Below are 16,279 nucleotides of genomic sequence, written 5' to 3'. Positions count from 1 at the left end.
GGCCGAATAATGTCACTCACCCGCGACAGCCTCGGCCGCCGCCTTGTATACAGATGGTCCGAAGCTTGCTGACGCCGCGGTGGACACCGCCGGGGCTGCCGGCCGGTGGCGCATTCACGGTTCCGGAGATCCGCTTGTCCCGTTCGACCCTGAAGACCCTCGTCCGCGGCGTGGCCACGGGTGCCGTCGCGACGTTCGCTTTCGCGGCGTTGCCCGCGCAGGCCGCGAACGTCTTCCGTTTCGCCTTCCAGGGTGACCTGAAATCCCTCGACCCGTACTCCCTCAAGGAGAGCTTCACCGAGGGCATGCAGCAGGCGGCCTACGAATCCCTCGTCACCCTCGACAAGAACCTGAAATTCGCCCCCGGCCTCGCCGAGTCCTGGGAGACGCCCGAGCCGACCCGCTGGCGCTTCCACCTGCGCAAGAACGTGAAGTTCCACGACGGCACGCCCTTCACCGCCGACGACGTGATCTTCTCCGCCCAGCGGGTCCGCGCCCCGGGCTCGAACTTCACCACCAACGTCCCGTCCGACGCCGAATTCGTGAAGGTCGACGACTTCACCGTCGACATGGTGCTGAAGAAGCCGAACCCCATCGCCATCGCCCAGTTCCCGACCTGGCTGATCATGTCGAAGGCATGGTCTGAGAAGAACGGCGTCGTGCAGCCGACGCCGCCCAACGCCTCCAGCCCGAGCTACGCCACCCTCCACGAGAACGGCACCGGCCCCTTCGTGATCGCCGAGCACCAGCCGGGCGTGAAGACGGTGTTCAAGAAGTTCGACGGCTACTGGGGCAAGGTCGAGTCGAACCTCGACGAGGCGGTGCTGACCACCATCGCCAACCCGGCGACCCGCGTCGCCGCGCTCCTCTCCGGCGAGGTCGACTGGATCGACCCCGTGCCGCTGCAGGACCAGCAGCGGGTGAACGCCAGCGGCACCGCCACCGTGATGGCCGGGCCCGAACTGCGCACGATCTTCCTCGGCATGGACCAGGACCGGGACGAGCTGAAGGATTCGAGCGTCAAGGGCAAGAACCCGTTCAAGGACATCAAGGTCCGCGAGGCCTTCTACCTCGCCATCGACGAGGACACGATCGCCAAGCGGGTCATGCGCGGGCAGGCGGTGCCCTCGGCGCTGATGATCGCCCCGAGCCTCTACGACCGCGGCGCCGAGTTCAAGCGCCCCGCCACCGACCTGAAGAAGGCCAAGGAGCTGATGGCCCAGGCCGGCTATCCGGACGGCTTCTCGCTCACCATGGATTGCCCCAACGACCGCTACGTCAACGACGAGGCGATCTGCCAGGCGGTGGTCTCGATGCTCGCCCGCATCAACGTCAAGGTGAACCTCAACGCGCAGCCGAAGGCCAAGTACTTCGCCAAGGTGCTGGCCCCGAACTACGACACGTCGTTCTACCTGCTCGGCTGGACCCCGTCCTCGCTGGACAGCCACAACATCCTCTACGAGATCGTCGGCTGCCGGAAGCCCGGCGACAAGTCGGGCCGGGGCAGCTGGAACCTCGCGGGCTATTGCGATCCGAAGATCGACGCCATCGCCGACAAGGTCGAGGGCGAGACCGACAAGGCCAAGCGCGACGCCCTGATCAAGGAGGGCTTCGACGTCCTCAACACCGACTGGGGCTACATCCCGCTGCACCAGCAGGCGCTGGCCTGGGGCGTCTCCAAGAAGGTCCACCTGACCCAGCGCGCCGACAACCTGCTCCTGCTCTACTGGGTGTCGAAGGATCCGCAGTAGGATCCGGGCGTGCTCGCCTTCCTGCTGCGCCGGGTGATCCAGGCGGCCGCGGTCCTCGCGGTCGTCGGGCTCATCGCCTTCGCGATGTTCCGGTTCGCGGGCGATCCCGTGAACCAGATCGTCGGCCCCGACACCACCGTGGCCGAGCGGGCGGAGATCCGCAAAAATCTCGGCCTGGACGATCCCGTCCTGGTCCAGTTCGCCCGCTACGCCGGCAGCGTGGCGCGGGGTCAGTTCGGCATCTCCTACCAGTTCCGGCAGCCGGTGGCGCAGCTCCTCGCCGAGCGCATGCCGGCGACGCTGGAGCTCGCCTTCTGCGCGACGGTCTTCGCCCTCGTGGTCGGCGTCCTCATGGGCGTCTACTGCGCCCTGCGCCGCGACTCCTGGCTCGCCGGGCTGTTCCAGGCCGTCTCGCTCATCGGGATCAGCCTGCCGACCTTCCTGATCGGCATCCTGCTGATCTACCTCTTCTCGGTGACGCTCGGCTGGCTGCCCTCCTACGGGCGGGGCGACACGGTCCGGCTCGGCTGGTGGACGACGGGCTTCCTCACCGCGTCGGGGCTCAAAGCCCTGATCCTGCCCTCGGTGACGCTCGGCCTGTTCCAGATGACGCTGATCATGCGGCTGGTGCGCGCCGAGATGCTGGAGGTCCTGCGCACCGACTACATCCGCTTCGCCCGGGCGCGGGGGCTCACCACCCGCGCCGTCCACCTGCGGCACGCCCTGAAGAACACCCTCGTGCCGGTGATCACCATCGCGGGGCTGCAGCTCGGCTCGGTCATCGCCTTCTCGATCATCACCGAGACGGTGTTCCAGTGGCCCGGCATGGGCCTGCTGTTCGTGCAGGCCGTGCAGAACGTCGATATCCCGATCATGTCCGCGTACCTGCTGCTCGTGGCGCTGATCTTCGTGACCATCAACCTCGTGGTCGACATCCTCTACACGGTGGTGGATCCGCGCCTGCGGCTCTCGACCGGGCGGGCGGCGTGAGACCGGACATGACGCACCGTTCCGCTTGCCTGCCGCGCGTCATTGAACGGGACGCGACGGTCACGCCCGCTTCGCAGGAGGCCCGGGTCCCCGCTCCCGTGCGGGAGAGGGACAGTGTGAGGGATGAGAACTGTCCGGATGGGGCGCGGCCTGTCGGCGCTTCGAGGGTGCGCTTCACTCTGAGCGGTCTCGACCCTCACCCCGACCCTCTCCCGCACGGGAGAGGGGGCAGGTCGCGCCTGCCAGGCCCGTCGGCGCAAGATGGTCGCATTCTGGGTTGCCGTTATCGCTTCGCTCCGCTCGCAAAGACGACGGCAGCCGCCCCGAAGCTTTCCACCGGACACGGCGTGAAGGGCGACCGATGAGCGGATACGACCTCGACGCGGGCGATGCCCCGCCGGTCCCCCTGCCGGAGGCGGCGCCCTCCCGCCTCGCGCGCTGGCGGGATTCCGACCTGCTGGCGAGCTTCCTGCGCTCGAAGACCGCCATGGCGGCGCTGGTCGCCACGGTGCTGATGGTCGGGCTCGCCTTCGCGGCGCCCCTGATCGCCCCGCAGAACCCCTACGACCCGGCCCAGCTCGACCTGATCAACTCCAACCTGCCGCCGATCTGGCAGGCGGACGGTCAGGCGCCCTACTATCTCGGCACCGACGACCAGGGCCGGGACGTGCTCTCGGCGGTGCTCTACGGCCTGCGCCTGTCGCTGATCGTCGGCGGGCTCGGGGTGCTGACCTCCGGCGTCATCGGCATCGCGCTGGGTCTGATCGCCGGCTACGCGGGCGGCGTCCTCGACACGCTGATCATGCGGATCGCCGACGTGCAGCTCACCTTCCCGGCGATCCTGATCGCCCTGGTGGTGGACGGCGTCGCCAAGGCAACCTTCGGCAGCGCCCTCGACGTCGGGCCACTGATCGGGCTGATCGTGGTGTCGATCGGCCTGTCCTTCTGGGTGCAGTACGCCCGGACCGTGCGGTCCTCCGTGATGGTCGAGAAGGGCAAGGACTACGTCCAGGCGGCGCGGCTGATCGGCCTGTCCTCCCCGGTGATCCTGGTCCGCCACGTGCTGCCGAACGTCACCGGCCCGGTCTTCGTCATCGCGACGATCAACTTGGCGCTCGCGATCATCACCGAGGCGACCCTGTCGTTCCTCGGCACCGGCCTGCCCGAGACCATGCCGTCGCTCGGCACGCTGATCCGCACCGGCAACCGCTTCCTGTTCTCCGGCGAGTGGTGGATCGTCGCCTTCCCGGGGCTGGCGCTGGCCGGGCTGGTCATCGCCATCAACCTCCTGGGGGATTGGCTGCGCGACGCGCTCAATCCGAAGCTGCAATGATGGGACATCGTCAGCGCGAGCGCAGCGAAGCGACCCAGGGCAGCGCGACCTTGGTGAACGTGGCGCCGCTGGATTGCTTCGCTCCGCTCGCAAGGACGGGGGCGCCCATCCGACGCCCGGTTGCCACCGGAGCCGCCACGCCATGACCGACACGATCCTCTCCGTGCGCGATCTCACGGTCGCCTTCGACACCCGCCGCGGGCCGCTCACCGCCATCGACCGGGTCTCGTTCGACATCGGCCGCGGCGAGATCCTCGGGGTCGTGGGCGAATCCGGGGCCGGCAAGTCGGTGACCGGCTCGGCGGTGATCGGGCTGATCGACCGCCCCGGACGCATCGCCGGCGGCGAGATCCGGCTGCGCGGCGAGCGCATCGACAATCTCTCGCCCGAGGCCATGCGGCGGGTGCGGGGCAAGCGCATCGGCATGATCTTCCAGGATCCGCTGACCTCGCTCGACCCGCTGTTCCGGGTGGGCGACCAGATCGTCGAGACCCTGCGCACCCACACCGACCTGTCGGGGAAAGCCGCCCGCACCCGCGCCATCGACCTGCTCGCCGAGGTCGGCATCCCGGCCCCCGAGCGGCGGATCGACGGCTACCCGCACGAGTTCTCCGGGGGCATGCGCCAGCGGGTGGTGATCGCCCTCGCGCTCGCCGCCGAGCCGGAGCTGATCATCGCCGACGAGCCGACTACGGCGCTCGACGTCTCGGTCCAGGCCCAGATCATCACCTTGCTCAAGCGCCTCTGCCGGGAGCACGGCACCGCGGTGATGCTGGTGACCCACGACATGGGCGTGATCGCCGAGGCCGCCGACCGGGTGGCGGTGATGTATGCCGGGCGCGTCGCCGAGATCGGCCCGGTCGCCTCGGTGATCGCGAAGCCCCACCATCCCTACGCGGTCGGGCTGATGGGGGCGATCCCGACCCTGTCGCAGGAGGCCACGCGGCTGAGCCAGATCCCCGGCTCGATGCCGCGCCTCACCGCCATCCCCAAGGGCTGCGCCTTCAACCCGCGCTGCCCGAAGGTCTTTTCGCGCTGCCGGGTCGAGCGGCCGGAGCCGCAGGCCGTGGAGGCGAGCCGGGTGGCCTGTCACCTGTACGATGCAGCGGAGCGCGCAGCGTGAGCGCCTACGTCGAAGTCACCGATCTGCGCCGCCGGTTCGACGTCTCGAAGCCCTGGCTCAACCGGGTGCTCGAGGGCGAGCCCCGGAAATTCCTCACGGCGGTGGACCGGGTCGGGTTCACGATCGAGAAGGGCGAGACCTTCGCGATCGTGGGCGAATCCGGCTCCGGCAAGTCGACGGTGGCGCGGATGGTGGTCGGCCTGCTGCCGCCCTCGGCCGGGGAGGTGACGATCACCGGCGTCTCGATGACCGACCCGCGCCAGGCCGCAGCCCGGCGGCGCCTGCGGGCGCGCATCCAGATGATCTTCCAGGACCCCTACGCGTCCATGAACCCGCGCTGGCGGGTGGGCCGGATCATCGCGGAGCCGATCCGGGCCTTCGGCCTGATCCAGGGGGAGGGGGCGATCCGCGCCCGGGTCAGCGAGCTGCTCGGCCTGGTCGGGCTCCACCCGGACGATGCGAAAAAATACCCGCACGAATTCTCCGGCGGCCAGCGCCAGCGGGTGGCGATCGCCCGGGCGCTGGCGAGCCAAGCGGAGTTCCTCGTGGGCGACGAGCCGACCTCGGCGCTCGACGTCTCGGTGCAGGCGCAGATCCTCAACCTGATGCGCGACCTGCAGGACCGTCTCGGGCTGACCTACCTGTTCATCTCCCACAACCTCGCCGTGGTCCGCCACATGGCCACCCGGGTGGGGGTGATGTATCTCGGCCGCCTCGTGGAGGTCGCCGCCGCCAAGGACCTGTTCGCCAGGCCCCGCCATCCCTACACGCGGATGCTCCTCGACGCGGTGCCCGACCTCGCCCATGTCGGCCGCGCCCGGGTGCCGGTCTCCGGCGAGATCCCGAACCCGATCGACCCGCCGCCCGGCTGCACCTTCAACCCGCGCTGTCCGCTGGCGAACGACCGCTGCCGGACCGAGGTGCCGGCGCTGCTGGACGGCGTCGCCTGCCACGCCGTCCAGGAGGGGCGGGCCTGAGGAGGCCCGCCCGGTCGGCCCGAGGGGCCGTCAGGCCGCCCGGACCGTGGCGAGGAAGCCCGACACTTCGGCCCCGAGCTGCTCGGATTGCCGTGACAGCTCCGACGCTGCGGTGAGCACCTGCGCGGAGGCGGCGCCGGTCTCGCTCGCGGCCTGCGTGACGCTGCCGATGCTGACGGTGACCGACTGGGTGCCCTGAGCCGCCTGCGTGACGTTGCGGACGATCTCCTGGGTCGCCGCGCCCTGCTCCTCCATGGCGGCGGCCACGCCGACGGCGATCTCGCGGAGTTCAGTGATCGTCGCGCCGATCGACTGGATGGCCGCGACGGCCTCGCGGGTCTCGCCCTGGATGGCGTTGATCTGCGCGGCGATGGTGTCCGTCGCCCGCGCCGTCTGCGAGGCCAGCTCCTTGACCTCGCCTGCGACGACGGCGAAGCCGCGCCCCGCCTCGCCCGCACGGGCGGCCTCGATCGTGGCGTTGAGCGCCAGCAGGTTCGTCTGAGCGGCGATCCCGGAGATCAGGCCGACCACCGCCCCGATCTTCTCGGCGCCCTCGGCCAGCCCGCGCACGATCGTGGTGGACTGCGCGGCATCCGCGGCGGCCCGCTCGGCCATGATCGTGGAGCGGGCGACCTGCTGGGCGATCTCGCCGATGGAGGCCGCCATTTCCTCGCTCGCCGCCGCCACGGTCTGGACGTTGGAGGAGGTCTGCTCGGCGGCCGAGGCGACGCTCATGGATTGACCCGCCGTCTGATCGGCCGTGCGGCTCATCGACTGGGCGGTCGCCTCCATCTCGGTGGCGGCCGAGGCCAGGCCGTGCGTGAGCTGCGTGACCTGGCTCTGGAACGCCCGCGTCGCATCGTCCAGCACCTGGGCCCGCCGCATCTTGGCGGCGTTCTCGATCGCCGCGGCCGCGTCGGCGTCCCGCTTGGCGATCATCGCCTCCTTGAACACCTGGACGGCCTGGGCCATCCCACCGATCTCGTCCGCCCGTTCCGCGCCCGTGACCGGCGCCTCGAGCTCGCCGGCGGCCAGGCGGGTCATCGTCGCCGTCATGCCGCCGAGCGGACGGATCACCTGCACGACGATCGTGTAGATGCCGTAGGCGATGCTGAGCGCCGCGAGGACGAGGGCGGCCAGCAGGGCGAGGCGCGACCAGCCCGCGGTGGTCTCGGAGCGCTCGAACTCCGCCTCCGCTTCACGGACCTGCAAGGCCGTGAGCTTGCCGAGGGTCGCGTTGGCGGTCCGCAGGCTCGTCAGCAGGTCCGCATGCGTGGACTCGAAATCCGAAGCGCGACCGGCGGTGATGCGCTTGAGGATCTCGGCCGCGATGGCATCGTTCCGGTCGAGCGACCCCTGCAGCTCGGTGGCCAGGGCTTTCTCCTCCGGGGTCAGGTAGGTCGCCAGATAGGCCGACCACTGCGTGTGCAGGTTGGAGAGATCGCGCTCGATCTGGTCCTTCGCCTGGGCCGGGTCGATCTGCCGGCCGCGCAGCCTGCGCGAGACGTCGATCAGGTCGTCATAGGCATCGCGGATGATGCTGAATTGCCGGAGGCAGACGACGCGGTCGTCGAAGACGGTCTTGAAGCTCTGGTGATTCCAGTGAAGGGCGAGATTGCCCATGGCGGCACATGCGAGCAGGAGCAGGCCCATGACGGCCAGGAGTGCGAGCAGTCTGAGTTTGATGGTCATCGTGGGCGGGTGGCCTTCCAGACGGTGGCATCCGAGACCGGCGGCGGCGCAGACACGCGCGCGGTGATTTCGGAGTTTGCACCTTGGTGAGGCACGATGATTAAAGTTTAGTCGATAAATGCAGTCGAGTTTCGAGCCAAGACAAGATTTCAAACGAACGTGATCGAGACTGCAAAGCGCGTGACTGATTTCTATCTGTAACTGATATTTTCAAGAGACTTCTATCGGAAGGTGTAAGGCCCGGCCTGCGACGGGGCTGGCCCGGCGACGGAGCCGGCAGGATCGGCCGCTTCCTCAGGCGTCGCGCCATGCCGAGAAGGTCGCGGCCTGTCCCACATTCATGCCGTCGCGGTCGAGCTGCCAGACCACCGCCTGGTCGATCCAGAACCGCCGCCCGTCCTTGGCGATCCGCAGGCCGCGATAGCCGCGGCTGAAGCCGTCCCGGGTGACCGCGTCGAGGAGGCTCTGCCGCGCGGCCCGTTCGGGCGCCTCGGCCGAGAGCCGCGAGGGCAGGCCGATCAGTTCGTCCCAGGCGTAGCCGAAGCAGGCCTGGGCGGCCCGGTTGCCGTAGACGAAGCGGGGATCCGCGCCGCCATCGTGGGCGAGGACCGCGAAGGGGGCCGCCGCGTACAGCCAGGCCGCATCGGCACCGGCCGGCACCAGGGACTCGCCGAGCCGCCGCGCATAGCTGCCGGTGAGCAGGGCGAAGAAGTCCGGGTCGTGCGAGAGGTCCGTCATGATCCGCTACAGGACAGGGTCCGCGTCGATGCGCATGCGCAGGATCGCGTAGGGCGGCTGCTGAAGGTCCCGGCCGCGGTTGAATTCCGGCCGCCGGTTGACCTGGGCCGCCGAGATATAGAGCCATCGGTCCGGGGTGATCCAGAAGGTGTCGGCCCAGATCAGCCGGTCGTCGGCGGCCAGCACCTCCACGGTGCCGTCCGGCAGGCGCCGGCCGACCGCGTTGTGCTCCTGCAGGCTGAGATAGACCCGGTCCTCGGAATCGGTGGTCAGCCCGCCGGTCATGCCCTTCTCGCCGAGGTCCTTGACCGTGGCGGCCACGGCCGCGTCCGAGACGTTCGGGTCGCGCAGGGCCGCGGTCTCGACCGCGTAGAGCCGCCGGCTCATCAGCGGCGCGTAGTACAGGCGGCGTCCGTCCGGGCTGATCGCGATGCCGTTGGCGCCGCCCTTCGGGCTCTTCTCCGGCGTGTCGCCCTTCCGCTCCATCACGGGCCGCCGCTCCACGAACTTGACCAAGCCCTCCTCGGAGCGCGTGCTGGGATGGTCCGCGAGGCGCCGCACCACCCGCCCGCTGTCGAGATCGACCGCGAGGATCGCCCCCGCGCCGGCCTGCCCCTGATCGGTGACGTAGGCCAGCGCCCGCCCGTCGCGCACGTCGACCCGCAGGTCGTTCAGCGAGGAATCCGGCACCACGCCCGCGTCGAGGGGGATCGTCCGGCGGATGCTGTTCCGGCCGATATCGATCGCCAGGATCTTCGCGCCGCCCGGCACCGGCCGTCCCTTGCCGGTCGGCAGGCCGGCATCGAGCACCCAGAGGGTGTCGTCACGGTCGAAGACGCCGTTCGGCACATGGAACAGGGTGGCCTGCGGCGCCTGCGGATCCGGGCGGTTGGCCGCCGCGTCGGGGTAGGGCTTCACCGATCCGTCGGGCAGCACCTCGCCGAGGGTGATCGGCTCCGCACCGGTGAAGCGCGGCATCATCACGAAGATCCGTCCGCCCCGGGCGATGGCGAGTCCCGTGGGGGTCGAGGGCGCATCCGCCGCGATGGCGAGGTCCAGAATCCCCGCAGGCCGGCTCGTCGGGGGCGGCGGCGTCCCGGCGCGGGCTGCGGGGGCGGCGAGGGCCAGGAGCCCCGTTCCGATCAGGCGGCGGCGGTCGAGGCGCATGCGGATCCCGGCGTGGCGGTCATCGGAGTCCCGGCGGGGGCGCAGCGCGCGACCGACGGGATGCCGGCCCAACGCATGGGCCGTCCGGGCGATCCCGCGCGCCGGAATCCGCGCCGCGGCGATCGGCAGCCGGCGACGGGCGGTCCACAGGCGCCGCCGCGCGACGCTGGCCCCAGCCAGCGGCGTCACGGTAAGCACGATCGTGCCGGACCTCGATTCGGCGCCGCACGGGCCGAGGCCCGGGCCTGAGATTGGAGAGGTGGGATACGCATGGATCCCGAAGGATCCGAACCGGCGCCGGACACCGCGCCCCGGCCCGGCGCCGGCTCGCTGCGGGTCCTCGCCCTGGCGGTGCAGAAGGGCGGGACGGGCAAGACAACCCTCGCGGCCTCCCTGGCCGTCGCCGCCGCGGAGGCCGGCGAGCAGGTGACCGCCCTCGATCTCGACCCGCAGGGATCCCTGGCCGGCTGGGGGGCCCTGCGCAAGAGCGACCGCGGGAGCGACCGCGAGAGCGACGCCGTCGCGGTCGACCGGATCCAGCCCTGGGAGATGGGCCAGCTGTCGGAGATTCTCGGCATCCTCGCCGAGCAGGGCACGACGCTCGCCGTCCTCGACACCGCCGGCAGCGCGTCCGGCCTCGCGCCGGCCCTGAAGGATGCCGACTTCGTCCTGATGCCGGTCCGCCCCTCGCGGCTCGACATCGTGGCCGCCCGGCCGACCCTCCAGGCGCTCGTCGGGCTCGGGCTGCGGGAGCGGCTGGCCCTGGTGCTGAACCAGTGCCCGCCGCCGCCCTCGCCGCGCACCAGCGCCTACGCGGCGCAGCTGCGCGCCCTGGGCGTCCTGGCCGAGCCCGGCATCATCCACCGGGTCGACCACCAGGACGCCCTGGCGACCGGGCTCGGCGTCACGGAATACGCCCCCGTCAGCCCGGCCGCCGACGAGGTCCGGGCCCTCTGGACCTGGATCGACGGGAAGATGCGGTCGGCCTCCGCCCGCTGACGGCTCAGCCCTGGCCGAGGGCCGCGAGGATCCGCGCCCAGGAGCGCGTGCCCTTGTGGAAGCTCGTCAGGTCGTACTTCTCGTTCGGCGAGTGGATCCGGTCGTCGTCGAGGCCGAAGCCGATCAGCAGGGTGTCGCGCCCGAGGATCCGCTTGAAGTCGCCGACGATCGGGATCGAGCCGCCGGCCCCGACGGTCACCGCCGGCACGCCCCACTCGTCCTGCAGCGCGGCCTTGGCGGCTCCGAGCTGCGGCATGTCGAAGGGCAGGCTGATCGCCCGCGAGCCCTTGTAGGTGATGACCTCGACCCGGCAATCTGCCGGCACGCGTTCCCGCACGAACGCCTCGAAGCTCTCGGCGAGCCGCTTCGGATCCTGGTCGTCCACGAGGCGGAACGAGACCTTGGCGGAGGCGGTCGAGGCGATCACCGTCTTGGTGCCCTCGCCGGTATAGCCGCCGATGATGCCGTTGGCGTCGCAGGAGGGGCGCGACTGCACCAGCTCGATCGGCATGCGCCCGCGCTCGCCCGCGGGCTCCTTGAGGCCGATCGGCCCGAGCAGGGTCTCCGGCGTCAGGCCGAGGCCGCGCCACTGCTCCAGCACCTCGGGCGGGCGCTCGTGCACGCCCTCGTAGAAGCCCGGGATCGTCACGCGACCGTCGGCATCGTGCAGGTCGGCGATGATCTTCGACAGGACGTGGATCGGGTTGCGGGCGGCGCCGCCGAAGAAGCCCGAATGCAGGTCCCGGTCGGCGCAGGTCACCTTCACCTCGAAATAGGCGAGGCCGCGCAGGGACGAGGTGATGGCCGGGGTCTTCCGGTCCCACATGCCGGTGTCGCAGACGAGGACCACGTCGCAGCCGAGCCGGTCGCGGTTGGCGGCGACCCATTCGGGGAGCCCCTGCGAGCCGCTCTCCTCGGCGCCCTCGATCAGGATCGTGACGCCGCAGGGCAACTCGCCGTGCATGGCGATATAGGCCCGGCACGCCTCCACGAAGGTCATCACCTGCCCCTTGTCGTCGGAGGCGCCGCGCCCGACGATTTTCTTGCCGCCCTGCCCGTCATCGGCGAGGTGCGGCTCGAAGGGCGGCGTCGTCCACAGGTCGAGGGGGTCGACGGGCTGCACGTCGTAATGGCCGTAGAACAGGACGTGCGGCGCTCCGGGCTTCGGCTTGTGGGCCAGCACGACCGGATGGAGCGAGGTCTCCTCGACGGAGGTCTCGAAGCCCAGCGCGGTCAGGTCCTTGGCGAGCCAGGCGGCGGCCTCGCGGCACTGGCCGGCATAGGCGGGATCGGTGGAGATCGACGGGATCCGCAGGAAGGCGAACAGCCGCTCCAGGGCGTTCTCGAGATCCGTGTCGATGTCGTTGAGGATCGCGTCGAGCGCGGCCATCGGGGGCTCCGGGGTGCGGCGGGGACTCTGCGGGACGAGGGTTAGCCGAGGCGGGGCGGGGGCGGCAACGTCGGAGGACGGGTTGATTGGCCCCGGAGCCGCTTCGCGGACCCGCCAGCGATCATGGGGTGAGACAGCGCGCACCGGAACAGGCGCAGATTGGAATGGTTATCGATCGAGCCCTCAGGCCGGTGCCCGCGCGTCTCTGCCGGTTGCCGCTTCGGCCGATCCGTTCCCGCCCGGCCCCGGCCGGCCCAGACCGTGGACGACATCATGCGACTCGAGACCCAGCCGCCGGTGTCGGCGGATACGCCCATCGGCATCACGCTGACGATCAACGGGCAGCGGCGCGAACTCCGCGTCGCGCCCTGGACCACGCTCCTCGACCTGCTGCGCGAGCGGCTCGACCTCACCGGCACCAAGAAGGGCTGCGACCACGGCCAGTGCGGCGCCTGCACGGTGCTGGTGAACGGCACCCGGGTGAATTCCTGCCTGACCCTCGCGGTGATGAAGGACGGGGCCGAGATCACCACGGTCGAAGGGCTCGCCGCCCTCGGCGACCGGGCGGGCAGCAACGCCCTCCACCCGATCCAGGAGGCGTTCATCGAGCACGACGCCTTCCAGTGCGGCTACTGCACGCCCGGCCAGCTCTGCTCGTCGGTGGGCCTGATGAACGAGGGCCACGCCCACACCCGGGACGAGATCCGCGAGGCGATGAGCGGCAACCTCTGCCGCTGCGGCGCCTACACCAACATCGTCGACGCCATCGAGGACGTCATGCAGGGAGACGCCCGATGAACCGCTTCGATTACGTCCGCGCCGGCACGGTGGCGGAGGCGGTGCAGGCCTTCGGGGCCGGGGCCCGCTTCATCGCCGGCGGCACCAACCTGATCGACCTGATGAAGTACGAGGTCGAGAAGCCGGGCCGGCTGATCGACATCACCCACCTGCCCCTCGACCGGATCGAGGCGCATGGGGACGGGCTCCGGATCGGGGCGCTCGTGACCAACGCCAAGGTGGCGTACGACGACAGAGTGACGGCGCGCTATCCGCTCCTGCGCAACGCCATCCTGGCCGGCGCCTCGGCGCAGCTGCGCAACGCCGCCTCCACGGGCGGCAACCTGCTGCAGCGGACCCGCTGCTACTATTTCTACGACGTGGCCACGCCCTGCAACAAGCGCGCGCCCGGCTCCGGCTGCCCGGCGATCGGCGGGATGAACCGCATCCACGCGATCTTCGGCACGAGCGACAAGTGCATCGCCACGCACCCCTCCGACATGTGCATCGCGCTGGCCGCCCTGGAGGCCACCGTGCAGGTGAACGGGCCGCAGGGCGAGCGGTCGATCCCGTTCTCCGAATTCCACCGCCTGCCGGGGGAGTCCCCCGAGACGGACACGAACCTCGCCCCCGGCGAGATCGTCGTGTCGGTGGACCTGCCGGAGAGCCGCTTCCCGCAGCACTTCACCTACCTGAAGCTGCGCGACCGGTTGTCCTATGCCTTCGCGCTGGTCTCGGTGGCGGCGGGGCTCGAACTCGACGGCGACCGGATCAAGACCGCGCGCCTCGCGCTGGGCGGCGTCGCCCACAAGCCCTGGCGCAACCGCGAGGCCGAGGCCCTGCTCGAGGGCAAGCCCGCCACCCGCGCCAGCTTCCAGGACGCGGCCGACCTGATCGTCGCCGAAGCCAAGCCGCAATCGGAGAACGGCTTCAAGATCGATCTCGCCCGGCGGGCCATCGTGCGCGGCCTCGAACAGGCCGCCGCCGGCACGCCCCAATCGCTCAGCGACAAGCGCATCCAGTAGGCCCCGCCATGACCCAGACCTCGAACCCCCAGACCTTCAGCTCCACCGGCCGCGACACCTTCGTCGGCACGCCGCGCAGCCGCATCGACGGGCCCGCCAAGGTCACTGGCCTCGCCAAGTACGCGGGCGAGTTCGCCGCGCCCGACCTCGCCTACGGCTATGTGGTGTCCAGCTCCATCGCCAAGGGCCGGATCACCGCCATCGAGTCCGCCGAGGCCGAGGCGGTCCCGGGCGTCCTCAAGGTCATTACCCACGCGAACCGGCCGCGCACCGCGTGGCGGGACAAGAACTTCCAGGACGCGGTGGCGCCCCCCGGCTCGCCCTTCCGCGCCCTCTACGACGACCTGATCGTGTTCAGCGGCCAGCCGGTCGCCCTGGTGGTGGCGGAAGATTTCGAGACCGCGCGCTACGCCGCGTCCCTCGTCCGCGTCAGCTACGCGATGCAGGAGCCCGTCACCGACCTCAAGGCCGTGCGCGGCGACGCCTACGATCCGCCCACCAAGCGCGAGGGCATCAAGCCGCCGCCGGCTCCGTGGGGCGACGCCGACCAGGCGTTCGGCAGCGCGCCGATCCGCGTGCAGGGCGGCTACAGCATGGCCAACGAGCACCACAACCCGATGGAGCCGCACGCCACCACGGTGGTGGTGGAGCAGGACGGGACCTACACGGTCTACGACAAGATCCAGGGCGTCTCGAACAGCCACCAGTACCTCGTCAACGTGTTCGGCCTGAAGCCCGATCAGGTCCGGGTGCTCAATCCCTATCTCGGCGGCGGCTTCGGCTCCGGCCTGCGTCCCCAATACCAGGCGTTCCTAGCGATGCTGGCCGCCCAGGAGCTGAAGCGCTCGGTCCGGGTCACCCTGACCCGCGACCAGATGTGGTCCTTCACCTACCGGGGCGAGGCGCTCCAGACCGTCGCGCTCGGTGCCGAGCCGGACGGCACGCTGACGACGCTGCGGCACGACGCCGTCCAGGGCACCTCCACCTTCGAGGATTACCAGGAGGTGATCGTCAACTGGTCGGGGGTTCTCTACCGCTGCGAGAACGTGGCCCTGACCTACCGCATCGCCAAGCTCGACACCGCCACCCCGGGCGACATGCGCGCCCCCGGTGCCGTGACCGGGGTCTTCGCCATCGAGACCGCCATGGACGAGCTCGCCTATGCGACCGGCCAGGACCCGATCGCCCTGCGGCTGAAGAACTACGCCGAATCCGACGCCACCGCCCAGGGCAAGCCCTTCGGCTCGAAGGAGCTGAAGAGCTGCTTCCGGCAGGGCGCCGAGCGCTTCGGCTGGGCGAAGCGCAATCCCGAGCCCCGCTCCATGCGCGAGGGGCGGGAGCTCGTCGGCTGGGGCGTGGCCACCGGCATCTGGGAATCGATGATGATGCAGTCGAGCGCCATCGCGACCCTGACGCCGGACGGCCGCCTGACGGTGGGCAATTCCACCGGCGATATCGGCACCGGCACCTACACGATTCTGACGCAGATCGCCGCCGACACCCTCGGCCTGCCGATGGACGCGGTGACGACCAAGCTCGGCGACACCCGCCTGCCGGAGGCGCCGGTCGCCGGCGGCTCCTGGACGGCGGCCTCCTCGGGCACCGCCGTGATGAAGGCCTGCCGCAATGTCGGCGAACAGGTGTTCAAGCTCGCCCGCGGGCTCGAGAACTCGCCGCTCGCCAATGTCGACTTCGACCGGGCCGTCTTCGCGGACGGCCGGATCTCGGTTGCCGGCGATCCGGGCCGCAGCGTCTCCCTGGTCGAGGTGATGCAGGCGGCCGGCGTCGACAAGGTCGAGGCGGTCGAACAGGCCGGGCCCGACAAGGACTTCAATCAGAAATACGAGGCCTACACCCATTCGGCGATCTTCGTGGAGGTGAAGGTCGACGAGGAACTGGGTCAGGTCCGGGTGACCCGCGTCGTCTCGGCGATCGCGGCCGGCAAGGTGCTGAACCCGAAGACCGCGCGCAGCCAGATTCTCGGCGGCGTCGTCATGGGGATCGGCTCGGCCCTGGAGGAGGAGTCGATGCTCGACCACCGGATCGGCCGGTTCATGAACCACAATCTCGGCGAGTATCATGTGCCGGTGAACGCCGACATCTACGACATCGACGTGATCTTCGTGGCGGAGGAGGACAAGGCGAACCCGCTCGGCGTGAAGGGGCTCGGCGAGATCGGGATCGTCGGCACCGCGGCGGCGATCACCAACGCGGTGTTCCACGCCACCGGCAAGCGGGTGCGCGACCTGCCGATCACGATCGACAAGCTGCTCTGAAGCCGAGATCCGAGCGCCGCCGCGCCCCGGGCGCGGCGGTC

13 protein-coding genes are annotated in these 16,279 nt (G+C 70.4%); 9 read left to right on the top strand and 4 right to left on the bottom strand.

Annotation, left to right across the window (positions count from 1 at the left end; all coding sequences use genetic code 11):
• The first annotated feature begins 134 nt into the window (after window positions 1-134).
• The 5 genes from GGQ91_RS04805 (at window position 135) to GGQ91_RS04785 (ending at window position 6,174) form a co-directional block, all read left to right on the top strand.
• Complete coding sequence (locus GGQ91_RS04805; RefSeq protein ID WP_043759712.1) at window positions 135-1,751, top strand: ABC transporter substrate-binding protein; 1,617 nt, start codon at window positions 135-137, stop codon at window positions 1,749-1,751.
• Between the two features lie 9 nt (window positions 1,752-1,760).
• Window positions 1,761-2,741, top strand: coding sequence for an ABC transporter permease (locus tag GGQ91_RS04800; protein ID WP_043379385.1), 981 nt, complete (start codon window positions 1,761-1,763; stop codon window positions 2,739-2,741).
• Window positions 2,742-3,102: 361 nt separating this feature from the next.
• Window positions 3,103-4,074 (top strand): ABC transporter permease, encoded by a 972-nt coding sequence (locus tag GGQ91_RS04795; RefSeq protein WP_043354011.1) that lies wholly within the window; start codon window positions 3,103-3,105, stop codon window positions 4,072-4,074.
• Window positions 4,075-4,216: 142 nt separating this feature from the next.
• Complete coding sequence (locus GGQ91_RS04790) at window positions 4,217-5,197, top strand: ABC transporter ATP-binding protein (protein WP_043379383.1); 981 nt, start codon at window positions 4,217-4,219, stop codon at window positions 5,195-5,197.
• Window positions 5,194-6,174, top strand: coding sequence for an ABC transporter ATP-binding protein (locus GGQ91_RS04785; protein ID WP_043759716.1), 981 nt, complete (start codon window positions 5,194-5,196; stop codon window positions 6,172-6,174). The genes GGQ91_RS04790 and GGQ91_RS04785 overlap by 4 nt, the downstream gene beginning before the upstream one ends.
• Before the next feature lie 30 nt (window positions 6,175-6,204).
• On the opposite strand, the gene GGQ91_RS04780 is transcribed toward GGQ91_RS04785, so the two are convergent.
• From GGQ91_RS04780 to GGQ91_RS04770, 3 genes are all read right to left on the bottom strand, one after another.
• Window positions 6,205-7,866 (bottom strand): methyl-accepting chemotaxis protein, encoded by a 1,662-nt coding sequence (locus GGQ91_RS04780; protein WP_182591458.1) that lies wholly within the window; start codon window positions 7,864-7,866, stop codon window positions 6,205-6,207.
• A gap of 294 nt (window positions 7,867-8,160) precedes the next feature.
• Window positions 8,161-8,604 carry an MEKHLA domain-containing protein gene (locus tag GGQ91_RS04775; protein WP_182591457.1) on the bottom strand — a complete coding sequence of 148 codons (444 nt, stop codon included), beginning with the start codon at window positions 8,602-8,604 and terminating at the stop codon, window positions 8,161-8,163.
• Between the two features lie 6 nt (window positions 8,605-8,610).
• Window positions 8,611-9,771, bottom strand: coding sequence for an SMP-30/gluconolactonase/LRE family protein (locus GGQ91_RS04770; RefSeq protein WP_078947117.1), 1,161 nt, complete (start codon window positions 9,769-9,771; stop codon window positions 8,611-8,613).
• Window positions 9,772-10,041: 270 nt separating this feature from the next.
• Here GGQ91_RS04770 and GGQ91_RS04765 point away from each other — a divergent pair, with 270 nt between their 5' ends.
• Complete coding sequence (locus tag GGQ91_RS04765; RefSeq protein WP_043354018.1) at window positions 10,042-10,770, top strand: ParA family protein; 729 nt, start codon at window positions 10,042-10,044, stop codon at window positions 10,768-10,770.
• Between the two features lie 4 nt (window positions 10,771-10,774).
• On the opposite strand, the gene GGQ91_RS04760 is transcribed toward GGQ91_RS04765, so the two are convergent.
• Complete coding sequence (locus GGQ91_RS04760; RefSeq protein WP_043379370.1) at window positions 10,775-12,160, bottom strand: M20/M25/M40 family metallo-hydrolase; 1,386 nt, start codon at window positions 12,158-12,160, stop codon at window positions 10,775-10,777.
• Window positions 12,161-12,433: 273 nt separating this feature from the next.
• Here GGQ91_RS04760 and GGQ91_RS04755 point away from each other — a divergent pair, with 273 nt between their 5' ends.
• Genes GGQ91_RS04755 through GGQ91_RS04745 form a run of 3 tightly spaced genes read left to right on the top strand, consistent with a single transcriptional unit; the run spans window position 12,434 to window position 16,238 of the window.
• Window positions 12,434-12,958, top strand: coding sequence for a (2Fe-2S)-binding protein (locus GGQ91_RS04755; protein WP_043379471.1), 525 nt, complete (start codon window positions 12,434-12,436; stop codon window positions 12,956-12,958).
• Window positions 12,955-13,962, top strand: a complete 1,008-nt coding sequence (locus tag GGQ91_RS04750) for an FAD binding domain-containing protein (protein ID WP_043354027.1) — start codon at window positions 12,955-12,957, stop codon at window positions 13,960-13,962. The genes GGQ91_RS04755 and GGQ91_RS04750 overlap by 4 nt, the downstream gene beginning before the upstream one ends.
• 8 nt (window positions 13,963-13,970) lie before the next feature.
• The gene (locus GGQ91_RS04745; RefSeq protein WP_053609377.1) at window positions 13,971-16,238 is read left to right on the top strand and encodes a xanthine dehydrogenase family protein molybdopterin-binding subunit; all 2,268 of its coding nucleotides are present in this window, start codon (window positions 13,971-13,973) and stop codon (window positions 16,236-16,238) included.
• Window positions 16,239-16,279 lie beyond the last annotated feature (41 nt).

It is taken from the genome of Methylobacterium fujisawaense (assembly GCF_014138435.1).
Taxonomy (GTDB): Bacteria; Pseudomonadota; Alphaproteobacteria; order Rhizobiales; family Beijerinckiaceae; genus Methylobacterium; species Methylobacterium fujisawaense.
The sequence above is the reverse complement of the archived record's forward strand: the minus strand, read 5'-3'. Positions and strand labels throughout refer to the sequence as shown.